Raw genomic sequence first — 10,989 nt, 5'->3', positions numbered from 1 at the left:
CGCGGCGGCGCTACAGGCTCGTGGGCACTCCGGCGCCGACCATGATCTCGCCGACAAGCACCCCACCGCCGAGCACCTCGAGCCCGAGGCGCGGCAGGAGTTGCTGCACTCGGCTCACATCGACTGCGCCCGCAGCGACGAGCAGCTGCAAGCCGACGAGGGTCGTGCCTCGGTTGGAGCCGTCGAGCATCTTCAGAGCCACGGCTGTGCCGTCAGGCGCCGCGAGCAGAAGCACGCCCTCAGCTCCCGATTTCGCCAGGACGCCGAGCTCCGAGATGACCAGCGAGTTCGGCCGGCCGTGCCCCTCGATGAGCCACCCGTTCGAGAGCACTGACCGCCAGACGGCGGCGGCTGCCTTGAACAGCGGGAAGGGCGAGGACGCACTTGCCGTAGCGAGCCGACTGGCCGCGGCCGCCAGCCCGACGAGGCTCACGGCGAAGACGGGCGCGCCGCAGCCGTCGATCCCGACGGCACTCGGGCGTTCCCTGGTCATACGCTCGATCGTGTCCCTGATGGCAACCTGGAGGGGATGCTCGACGGCCAGGTACCCGTCGGTTGGCCAGCCCTGCGCGACGCACGCCGCCAGCATCGCAGCGTGCTTGCCGCTGCACTCCATGTACACGGCTGAGGAGGCCTCGCCAGCGCGAACCAGCGCATCGCGGGATGCACGGTCTCGAGGCCAGGACGCTGGGCACGCGAGCGCGCGGTCGTCGAGTCCGCTCGCATGCAGGATCTCGCGCACGTGCGCGACGTGCGCAGGGGAGCCAGAGTGGCTGCCGCAGGCGATCGCGGTCTGCTCGTCGTTGAGCCGCGCGCCGAGGGCAAGCGCGGTCTGCGCCTGGAACAGCTTGAGCGTCGATCGAGGGAACACTGGCTGGTGCCCATCTCCGAGCTCCGCGCGGATGGTGGCGTCCGTGCTGGTGAGCACAGCAGCTCCGACGTGTCTGGATTCGATGAATCCCGAGCGGACGACAACTGCGAGTTCGACGGCGGCTGCGGCCTGCAGCGTTGATGCTTCGCTCATGATCGGGCAAGCCTACGGGGTAGCAACCGCGCAGCTCTGGCAGGCGCTCGGCCCGGCGGCAAGGCGGATCGACAGCAAGTGCCTGGCTCGGCGGGTCTACGCTTGACCCCCGTGGAATCTGTCTTGCTCTTCATCGTCGGCGTGCTGGCCGCAGTCATCGGCCTCGCGGCGTCGATCGCGTTGCACGAAGTGGGCCACCTCGTCCCCGCCAAGCGATTCGGGGTGCGCGTCACGCAGTACATGATCGGCTTCGGACCGACGCTCTTCTCGCGTAAGCGAGGGGAGACGGAGTACGGCGTGAAGGCAATCCCTCTTGGTGGCTACGTGGCGATGATCGGCATGTACCCACCGGCCAAGCCCGGGGAGGCCGCCCGCACGGGCGGCACAGGGTTCATGTCGAGCATGATCGACGACGCCAGGCTCGCCTCAGCCGAGGGCGTCGCCCCTGGCGAGGAATCCCGCACGTACTCGTCCCTCCCCGTCTGGAAGCGGATCGTCATCATGGTGGGCGGTCCCGCTATGAACTTCGTCATCGCCATCCTGGGCTTCATGATCGTCTGCTCGGGATTTGGTCTCTACCAGCCGAGCACGACGGTCGGCACGGTCTACGAATGCGTCGTCCCCGCCGGGACGGCCGCCCCTGCCGAGGGGGAGCCGTGTGAGACGCCGGCGCCCGCCTTCGAAGCCGGGCTCATGCCAGGCGACACGATCACGAGCGTCGATGGGGTCGCGGCAGAGAACTGGGACGTTCTCCAGGACGCCATTCGAGTGAGCCCTGGAGCGCCGATCTTGCTCGGCGTCGACCGCGCTGGAGAGCAGCTGCAGCTCGAGCTCACACCGCGCGTGAACACGGTGTACCAGCTCGACGACCTCACGGGAGCTCGTGTCGAGTCTGCCGACGGTTCGTACGTGACCGAGGAAGTCGGCTTCGTCGGCATCACCCCCACCCAGGAGCGCACGAGGCAGTCGCCTCTCTACGCCTTCACGATGGCAGAAGCCAACGTACGGGCGGTCGGCAACTTCCTCATCACGATCCCGGAACGCATCGTGGAGATGTGGAACGCAGGCTTCGGGGGTGCAGAACGAGACCCGAACGGACCTATGAGCGTCGTGGGAGTCGGGCGGATCACGGGCGAGGTGGCGGCCGAGACCAGCATCCCGGTCGTCGATCGGGTCGCAACCATCGTCCAGCTGGTGGCGTCGGTGAACATCGCACTCGGGGTCATCAACCTCGTGCCCCTTCCGCCGCTCGACGGAGGGCACATTCTCGCCGCGCTCATCGACGGCATCCGCCGCAGACTCGCGAAGCTCTTCGGGCGGCCAGACCCCGGACCCTTCGATACGGCGAAGCTCCTGCCGGTGACGCTGGTCATCGCCGGGTGCCTCATGGCGATGAGTGCGCTGTTCATCTACGTCGACATCGTGAACCCGATTCGTCTGTTCGAGTAGCTCCGCGAGGGGCCTTCCTGGAGCCTGACAGCGAGCACGCGGAAGGATCACTACGCTTTCCTATGGCATTGACCTAAGTGCACGAGACGAGACCAGAAGAGTCGGCAGGCGAGTCCAGCCGCAGGAAGAGGGATCCGTGACGATTGTCGGCGGTCAGCAGCTCAAGCTCAGCCAGCAGGAGCTCCAGGAAGCGGGGCGTTCCATTGGGGCTGTTTCGCAGGCCTTCGCGCACAAGGTCGTCGGACAGACGCAGCTCCGCGAGACGCTGCTCGTCGGGCTCATGGCCGGTGGCCACGTCCTCCTGGAGTCGGTGCCCGGGCTGGCGAAGACCACAGCAGCCCAGACCCTCGCGCAGTCCGTGCGCGGCTCGTTCAGCCGCATCCAGTGCACACCTGACCTCCTGCCATCCGACATCGTCGGCACGCAGATCTACGACGCCGCAGAGCACCGCTTCTCAACACAGCTTGGGCCAGTGCACGCGAACTTCGTGCTGCTCGATGAGATCAACCGCTCGAGCGCGAAGACGCAGTCGGCCATGCTCGAGGCGATGCAGGAGCGGCAGACCACGATCGGCGGCACGCTCTACCCACTGCCTGACCCGTTCCTCGTGATCGCGACGCAGAACCCGATCGAGCAGGAGGGCACGTACGTGCTGCCTGAGGCGCAGCTCGACCGCTTCATGCTCAAGGACGTGCTCGAGTACCCGAACCCCGCCGAGGAGGCCGAGATCCTGCGGCGCATCGACGAGGGCGTCTTCGAGCACGGGGAGCCGGCGGCCGTTGGTCTGCAGGATGTCACGCGGCTCCAGGATCTGACTTCTCGCGTGTACGTCGACAAGGCGATCACCGAGTACATCGTCGGGCTCGTCTACGTCACTCGGCATGCGGGTGAGTACATCGCCCCCGAGCTCGCGAGGCTCGTTGAGGTCGGCGCCTCGCCGCGCGCCTCGATCAACTTCGCCAAGGGCGCGAGGGCTGTTGCCCTCCTGCAGGGACGCGACCACGTCGTGCCAGAGGACGTCCGCAGGCTCGCGCACCGCATCCTCCGCCACCGCATCATCCTCGGCTTCGAAGCGGACGCCACGGGAGTTCGTGTCGAACAGATCATCGACGCCGTGCTCGGGGCAGTCCGCACTCCGTGACGATGTCAAGCGAACGACCTCTCCTCTCGAAGGTCAAGTCGAAGATGTTCCTGCACGCGCGAAGGCGCGTGCTGCATCTGCTCGACGGCCAGTACGCCTCGCACCTCCGCGGGCGCAGTATGGACTTCGACGACCTCCGTGAGTACGTCGCCGGAGACGAGATCAAGGACATCGACTGGAAGGCCAGCGCACGCGTGGGCCAGCCGCTCGTGAAGCGCTACGTCGCTGAGCGGCGGCATCGCGTGCTGTTCGCTGTTGACGGCGGCCGCAACATGGCGGCGCTGTCTGCGAGCGGAGAGCCGAAACGAGAGGTACTGGTCACCGCGCTCGGGATACTCGGCTACCTCGCCATCCGGCACGGCGACGAGGTTGGCCTCGTGACCGGCAGCTCGGAGGGCATCAGACAGCTCCCGTTCCGCAGCACGACTTCCGCTCTCGAGCGGATGCTCCATGCCGTGTACGACACGGTTGGTCTCGAGACCGCCACAAGCGACATGAACGCGATCCTGGAGCGCGTCCGCCTCACGGTGCGGCACCGCGCGCTCCTCGTCGTCATCGCGGACGAGTTCGACTGGGACGACGAGCGCGCGGCGCTCGTGCGGCGGCTGGCGGCTCAGCACGAGATCGTGTGGCTGCAGATCACCGACGCGGAGCCGCACCAGCGTGGCCGGCGTGGCGAGCTGGCGTTCGACGTTGAGGGAAACTGGGCGATGCCGAGTCTCTTCGGTGGCGACCGTCTTCTCGAGCGCGAGTTCGAGTACGCCGAGCGGAAACGCACTATCGACATGGAGCAGACCTTCGAGGCAAACGCCGTCTCCTACGCCGAGGTCGCGAGCGAGGCGGAAGTCGCCCCCGTGCTCCTCGCGCTCTTGAAAGCGAGGGCAAATGTTCGTCGCTGACGTCCAGCCGCCAGAGGGCACCGTCATCCCCGTCATCGACTACGCGCAGTTCTGGCTTGTGCTCGGTTTCTTGATCTTGGCTGCCATCGTCGCCTACTACTTCCTCGTAGTGTTCCTGACGCGTCCTCGCCCGCCGAAGGCGGCGCCGGTGCTCCCACCCGCTCGGCCGCCCGTCTACGCCTTGCAGCAGGAGTACTTGGAGCGCGTCGATGACGTAGCTCGCCGAGCTGCTGCTGGCGAACTCACGCCGCGGAGAGCACACGCGGAGTTGAGCGTGCTTGTCCGCGGCTTCGTGGCTGCCGTCTCGACGGTGCCCGCTGACAAGATGACGCTCACCGACCTCCGTCGCACCGAGCTTCGTGGCGTCTCGCACACGGTTGGCCAGTACTACCCGATGGTCTTCGGCGCGCACGACCCCAGCGGTGCCGAGGCCGGCGTCGCGGCGGCTAGAGAGGTGATCTCGACGTGGCGATAGCGATGTGGTGGATCAGCCTTTCGCTGATCGTGGTCGCGGCGGCCGTGGCTGGCGTCGCCTGGTGGCGCTCGCGCAAGCGCGGGCAGTCTGGCGCCATTCCCGTCGCGAACTCGAGGCGCCTGACGAAGCTCCCCGCCTACCGTCGGGCGCTCGTGCGCTACTCGAGCCTCATGACCGCCGTCGGGGTCGTGCTCGCGATCCTGCTCGCGGTGACCAGCGTCGCTGCCGGGCGGTGGGTTTACCAGCGGGTCGAGTCGCCCGAGAAGTTCAATCGCGACATCGTGCTGTGTCTCGACATCTCTGGTTCCATGGTCGACTACGACGTAGAGGTGCTCGACAGGTACCTCGAGATGCTCCCTGGCTTCGACGGAGAGCGCATGTCGCTCATGCTGTGGGACGCGACTGCCGTGCAGCTCTTTCCGCTCACGGACGACTACGCGTTCGTCGAGACCCAGCTGCAGCAGGTGCGTGATGAGATGGAGTCAGCATCCGGCGGCTCGAACATCGAGTACTCGTTTGCGCAGGGCACGCAGGGTGCCGCCGGGGCGTCTCTCGTCGGCGACGGCCTTGCCTCGTGCGCGATGACCTTCGGCGACTACGACCCTGCCGCGGACGACGGTAGGTCGCGCTCGATCATCTTTGCGACGGACAACGCCGTGAACGGCGACCCGCTTGTCTCGTTCCCCGAGGCGGCCGAGTACACCGAGCAACGGGGGATTAAGATCTACGCGCTCGACGCCAACCAGTTCGAGGATGCGTTCGCCGACCAGTTCAGGACGACGATCCTGCAGTCAGACGGCAGCTACTTCAAGCTCACCGATCCGGCCAGCGTCTCTGGCATCGTCGACCAGATCACGAGCGAGCAGACCTCACTCATGGTCGGCCAACCGCAGCTCCTCATCACCGATCGCCCGAACGTCTGGCTCATGCTGATGCTCGCGTTCGTCTCGATCTACGTCGTGCTGGCATGGAGGCTCCGCCTGTGACCTGGAATCCGATCCTCCCCGCGTTTGTGCTCGTGATCTTCGGTATCGCGCTCCTCGGCTTCGGCATCTTCGCGCTCGTCCGGGCGACCGACAGGCGTCGCCGCATCAACTGGGCGCTGCGTCTCGCGGCCTGCGGGCTCATCGTGCTCGCGGCGTTCCGCCCCGGCATCGGCAGCGCCCCAGCGCCGAACCTGCAGAGCGAGGTTGACGTGCTCTTCGTCGTAGACACGACGGCGAGCATGGTCGCGGAGGACTGGGACGGGGCGCCGCGACTCGAAGGAGTCAAGGCCGACATCTCGGCGCTCGCATCCGCGCACGAGGGAGCGCGCTTCGGCCTGGTCACGTTCGACGCGGCGGCAGTGCAGCGGCTTCCCTTCACGGCAGACACGACGGCACTCGACGCCCTCCTGCAGACGTTGCGTCCGGAGGTCACGCAGTACTCGCGCGGGAGTTCGATCTCGATCGCCGAACCCCTCGTCAAGGACGTCCTCGATGCCGCCTCGGAGGCTGAGCCCGAGCGGGCACGCGTCGTCTACTACCTGGGCGACGGCGAGCAGACGGCAGACACGGAGCCCGACTCCTTCAGCGACCTCGCTGGCTACCTCGCCGGTGGCGCCGTGCTCGGCTACGGCACTGAGGCGGGCGGCCCCATGAAGGAGACGGCGGGGACGCTGGAGACCGGCGAGCCGACCTACATCGTGGATGCGCAGGGCCAGCAGGCGCTGTCCGTCATCGACACGGCAGCCTTGCAGCAGATCGCGGACGAGCTGGGTGTGCCCCTCGAGACCAGGGCTCCTGGCACCGAGGTCGTCGCCGCAGAGGTCGACAGCACGAGAGTGACACAGACCAAGGGCAGCGCAGAGACTGCCTTCGAGGTGTACTGGATCCTCGCGTCGGCAGCGTTCCTGCTGCTGCTTCGAGACGTATGGGAATCGGTGAAGCACTTCATCGAGCTCAGCAGAGCCAGGGGAGGGGCAGCATGAGTCGTCGCGAGAAGAAGCCGAGGGCCGCACTCCCATCCGCTGCGGCCGCCGCGAGGCGCAGACGGAGATTCATCCTCTTCAGCATCCCGTTTGCGCTCATCGCGGCCGCGTTCGCGGCCAAGCTCATCAGCATGTCCGTCATCGCCGACCGAACGGTCGCGCTCTACTCAGAGCCCGACTACGAGGGCAGCATGAACTCGGCGCAGCAGCAGAAGTTCGTGAACATTCTCGAGAGCTGGAAAGCTCCGTACAACACGGGCACGTCCATGCTCCAGCTGGGCCTGCTCGATGAGGCTCGCACTGAGCTCGAGACGGCCCTGCCGTTGGCAGAACCCCCGCAGCAGTGTCCTATCCGTGCCAATCTCGCCATCACGATCGAGCGCCAGGGGGACGCAAGGCTGGCGGCGGACGATACCGCGGGCGCGGTTGCGCTCTGGCAGGAGGCCCTCGCCGTGTTGGATGCGCGCGACCCGAGCTGCGCATCCACCGAGTTCGAGCCGCCTACGGTCGAATCGACCGAGCGCATCCAGCAGAAGCTGCAGCAGCAATCCGAAGCGCAGGAACCGAACGAGGGGGAGGACCCCCCTGAGTCGACCCAGTCGCCCGAGATGACCGAGCTCGAGGAGCAGTTGCAGCAGAATCAGCAGGATCGGCAGGACGAGCTCGACCAGGAGCGCGGCGAGACTGAGGGAGACGCCTCCCACGACAAGCCGTGGTGACTCGCGGCCGCGCCTGCGAAGGTACGGCCGCCCGCTGACCCGACCGCGTGGCGTCCCGCGCACGACTAGCATTGCGGGGTGACTACTCGCCTTTCCAAGCTCTTTGTCCGCACCCTCCGCGAAGATCCCGTCGACGCCGAGGTGGCAAGCCACAGGCTCCTCGTGCGCGCCGGCTACATCCGCCGTCAGGCGCCTGGCGTCTTCGCCTGGTTGCCGCTCGGCCTCAAGGTGAAGCGCCGCATCGAGCAGATCGTGCGCGAGGAGATGGAAGCGGCCGGCGCTCAGGAGGTTCATTTCCCCGGGATCCTCCCCGCTGACTTCTACGAGGCCACGGGCCGCCTCAACGACTTCGGCGATGGCATCTTCCGGTTGGAGGACCGCAAGGGCGCACCGCTCGTGCTGGCTCCGACGCACGAGGAGGCCTTCACTCTCGCCGTCAAGGACCTCTACTCGTCGTACAAGGACCTGCCGCTCGCGATCTATCAGATCCAGGACAAGTACCGAGACGAGGCGCGCCCCCGCGCGGGACTGCTGCGCGGACGCGAGTTCACGATGAAGGACGCCTACTCGTTCGACATCGACGACGCAGGGCTCGACACCAGCTACCAGGCGCAGCGTGACGCCTACGAGCGCATCTTCGACCGCCTCGGCCTCGAGTACGTCATCGTCGCGGCCAACGCGGGGGCTATGGGCGGCTCGCGGAGCGAGGAGTTCCTGCACCCGACTCCCGTCGGCGAGGACACCTTCGTGCGCTCCCCGGGCGGATACGCGGCGAACGTTGAGGCGTACGCCGCTCCGGCACCCGCTGCCGTCGACTCGAGCTCGACGGGCCCGGTCACGGTCTTCGACTCGCCAGACACGCCCACGATCGCAACGCTTGTCGCGCACGCAAACGCCGTCGTCGCGAAGGTGGACGGTCGAGACTGGACAGCCGCTGACACGCTCAAGAACGTCGTCGTCGCGCGCATCCACACGGATGGCACCCGCGACCTTGTCGTCGTCGGCATCCCCGGTGACCGTGAGGTCGACATGAAGCGCCTCGAGACGGCGCTGCAACCTGCAGAGGTGGAAGCTGCGACCGCGGAGGACTTCGCCAAGCACCCCGGACTCGTCCGTGGCTACATCGGCCCGTGGTCGGCCGACGGCCAGGTTCTGGGGGAGGAGTCGACCACTGAGATCGCCTATTTCCTCGACGAGACGGTGGCAGAAGGTTCGAGCTGGATCACCGGCGCGAACGTCGAAGGCAAGCACGTGCACTCCCTGGTTGCGGGGCGCGACTTCGCGGCGGATGCGCGCATCGGCGCCGCAGAGGTCCGCGACGGCGACCCTGCTCCAGACGGCAGTGGGGCCATCACCACCGCTCGCGGAACAGAGATCGGGCACGTCTTCCAGCTGGGACGCAAGTACGCGGAAGCGCTCGGGCTCAAGGTGCTCAACGAGCAGGGCAAGCTCACGACCGTGACGATGGGCTCCTACGGCATCGGCGTCACCCGGAACCTCGCGCTCATCGCCGAGGCCAACCACGACGACCGCGGCCTCATCTGGCCAGAGCAGGTGGCGCCGTTCGACGTGCAGATCGTCGCGACAGGGCGCAACGAGGAGCCGTTCGCCGTAGCGGAGGAACTCTCTGCGGCGTTCGATGCTGCTGGGCTCGACGTGCTCTACGACGACCGCAAGAAGGTCTCGCCCGGCGTGAAGTTCGGCGACGCGGAGCTCCTCGGTGTTCCGTGGATCGTCATCGCAGGCAAGGGGGCCGTCGACGGTCAGGTCGAGCTGTGGAACCGCCGCACCAACGAACGCGACGCGGTCTCCAAGGACGAGGTCCTCGAGCTGCTGCAGTCGAAGCGCAGCGTCTAGCGCCACTCTCGAGGCAGTTGCGAGCGATCGCTTCGCACGGGATGAGGTCCGAGGGGATGAAAGTCCCCGACGCCTCATCCCGTGCGCTCGTTATGGGGTAAAGTCGTTCTTTCATCTGAATAGAGGGAGCGCCATGAAGATCGACCTTGCTGTCCTGAGGATTCTCGAGCGAGAGCGTGAGATCCCGTTTGAGGAACTTGCCAGCATTCTCGAGCAGGCGATCCTGACCGCGTACGAGAAGCACGTATCGCAGGAGCTCGGCCAGGACGTGCCGCCGGCATCAACGCGTGTACACCTCGACCGCAAGAGCGGTGAAGTCAACGTGTTCGTGCCAGAGATGGACGAAGACGGCGAGATCATCGGCGAGGCTCAGCTTCCCGCCGACGACTTCGGTCGTGTCGCGGCGTTTGCTGCCAAGCAGGTCATCAACCAGCGCATCCGAGACATCGGGGACGACAAAGTGCTTGGCGAGTTCCGTGGACGCGAGGGTGACATCGTCGCCGGCGTGATCCAGCAGGGACCGAACCCCCGCATGATCCACGTCGACCTCGGAACCGTCGAGGCCATCCTGCCTCCCGAGGAGCAGGTTCCTGGCGAGGACTACTCGCACGGCCGGCGCCTCCGCGTCTTCGTGACGAAGGTCGAGCGGGGCACCAAGGGGCCGCAGATCACGGTCTCCCGCACGCACCCGTCGCTTGTTCGCAAGCTCTTCGCCCTCGAGGTTCCTGAGATCGCAAGTGGCGTCGTCGAGATCGTGTCGCTCGCGCGCGAGGCGGGCCACCGCTCGAAGATCGCCGTCCGCGCGACTCAGGAAGGCATCAACCCGAAGGGCGCGTGCATCGGCGAGCTCGGGGCGCGAGTTCGCGCCGTCACCAACGAATTGGGCGATGAGAAGATCGACATCGTCGACTACTCCGACGACCTGCCGACCTTCGTGGCTAGTGCATTGAGCCCGGCGAAAGTCTCGAGCGCGTTTGTCATCGACCGTGCCACGAAGGCCGTCCGGGCGCTGGTTCCCGACTTCCAGCTGTCGCTCGCGATCGGCAAGGAAGGCCAGAATGCGCGCCTCGCGGCCAAGCTCACTGGTGCAAGAATCGACATTCAGCCAGACTCGATCCTCGAAGACGGAGACGAAGCGCGCGCAGGGGGGTAGTATGTCGTCTGTACGAACGTGCGTTGGATGCCGTTCGCGCTCCGCACGGAGTCAGCTCCTCAGAGTTGTTCTCCGTCAGGGAAGCCTCGAAGTCGATATCTCGGCGAGTCTTCCAGGGCGTGGAGCCTGGATCCATCCGACCACGGAGTGCACCAGGCTCGCGATTGAGCGGCGCGCATTCTTGCGGGCGTTCAAGACCGGCAAGGTGGACACCGAGGCGCTCAGCAGGCACGCGAGCACACTGGAACAGGGCGAGCGCCCTGCTCTACTACGAGAAAAGGCTGATCGGACCATGGACTAATC

At 66.5% G+C, this 10,989-nt stretch carries 11 protein-coding genes; 10 read left to right on the top strand and 1 reads right to left on the bottom strand.

What is annotated here, in order from left to right; all coding sequences use genetic code 11:
* Positions 1–10 precede the first annotated feature (10 nt).
* Complete coding sequence (locus FHX72_RS04900) at positions 11–1,024, bottom strand: asparaginase (protein WP_068480232.1); 1,014 nt, start codon at positions 1,022–1,024, stop codon at positions 11–13.
* A 111-nt stretch (positions 1,025–1,135) separates the two neighbouring features.
* Here FHX72_RS04900 and FHX72_RS04895 point away from each other — a divergent pair, with 111 nt between their 5' ends.
* The 10 genes from FHX72_RS04895 (at position 1,136) to FHX72_RS04850 (ending at position 10,987) form a co-directional block, all read left to right on the top strand.
* The gene (locus FHX72_RS04895) at positions 1,136–2,473 is read left to right on the top strand and encodes a M50 family metallopeptidase (RefSeq protein WP_167349084.1); all 1,338 of its coding nucleotides are present in this window, start codon (positions 1,136–1,138) and stop codon (positions 2,471–2,473) included.
* 136 nt (positions 2,474–2,609) lie between these two features.
* Positions 2,610–3,614 (top strand): AAA family ATPase, encoded by a 1,005-nt coding sequence (locus tag FHX72_RS04890; protein ID WP_377606559.1) that lies wholly within the window; start codon positions 2,610–2,612, stop codon positions 3,612–3,614.
* A 2-nt stretch (positions 3,615–3,616) separates the two neighbouring features.
* A complete protein-coding gene (locus FHX72_RS04885; protein WP_068480237.1) occupies positions 3,617–4,513 on the top strand; it encodes a DUF58 domain-containing protein in 897 nt (298 codons plus the stop codon).
* On the top strand, positions 4,500–4,988 hold the full coding sequence (locus FHX72_RS04880) for a hypothetical protein (RefSeq protein WP_183623341.1): 489 nt from the start codon (positions 4,500–4,502) through the stop codon (positions 4,986–4,988). Before FHX72_RS04885 ends, FHX72_RS04880 begins: the two co-directional genes overlap by 14 nt.
* Positions 4,979–5,974, top strand: coding sequence for a VWA domain-containing protein (locus FHX72_RS04875; RefSeq protein ID WP_183623339.1), 996 nt, complete (start codon positions 4,979–4,981; stop codon positions 5,972–5,974). Before FHX72_RS04880 ends, FHX72_RS04875 begins: the two co-directional genes overlap by 10 nt.
* The gene (locus FHX72_RS04870; RefSeq protein ID WP_068480243.1) at positions 5,971–6,957 is read left to right on the top strand and encodes a VWA domain-containing protein; all 987 of its coding nucleotides are present in this window, start codon (positions 5,971–5,973) and stop codon (positions 6,955–6,957) included. The genes FHX72_RS04875 and FHX72_RS04870 overlap by 4 nt, the downstream gene beginning before the upstream one ends.
* Complete coding sequence (locus tag FHX72_RS04865; protein ID WP_068480246.1) at positions 6,954–7,676, top strand: tetratricopeptide repeat protein; 723 nt, start codon at positions 6,954–6,956, stop codon at positions 7,674–7,676. Before FHX72_RS04870 ends, FHX72_RS04865 begins: the two co-directional genes overlap by 4 nt.
* Before the next feature lie 78 nt (positions 7,677–7,754).
* Entirely contained in the window at positions 7,755–9,533 is a 1,779-nt protein-coding gene (locus FHX72_RS04860) for a proline--tRNA ligase (RefSeq protein WP_068480250.1), read from the top strand.
* Positions 9,534–9,666: 133 nt separating this feature from the next.
* Entirely contained in the window at positions 9,667–10,686 is a 1,020-nt protein-coding gene (gene nusA, locus FHX72_RS04855; RefSeq protein WP_068480253.1) for a transcription termination factor NusA, read from the top strand.
* Positions 10,592–10,987 (top strand): YlxR family protein, encoded by a 396-nt coding sequence (locus FHX72_RS04850; protein ID WP_338110047.1) that lies wholly within the window; start codon positions 10,592–10,594, stop codon positions 10,985–10,987. Before nusA ends, FHX72_RS04850 begins: the two co-directional genes overlap by 95 nt.
* The last annotated feature ends 2 nt before the right edge of the window (positions 10,988–10,989 follow it).

The organism is Pseudoclavibacter helvolus (assembly GCF_014191305.1).
Classification (GTDB): domain Bacteria; phylum Actinomycetota; class Actinomycetes; order Actinomycetales; family Microbacteriaceae; genus Pseudoclavibacter; species Pseudoclavibacter helvolus.
The sequence above is the reverse complement of the archived record's forward strand: the minus strand, read 5'-3'. Positions and strand labels throughout refer to the sequence as shown.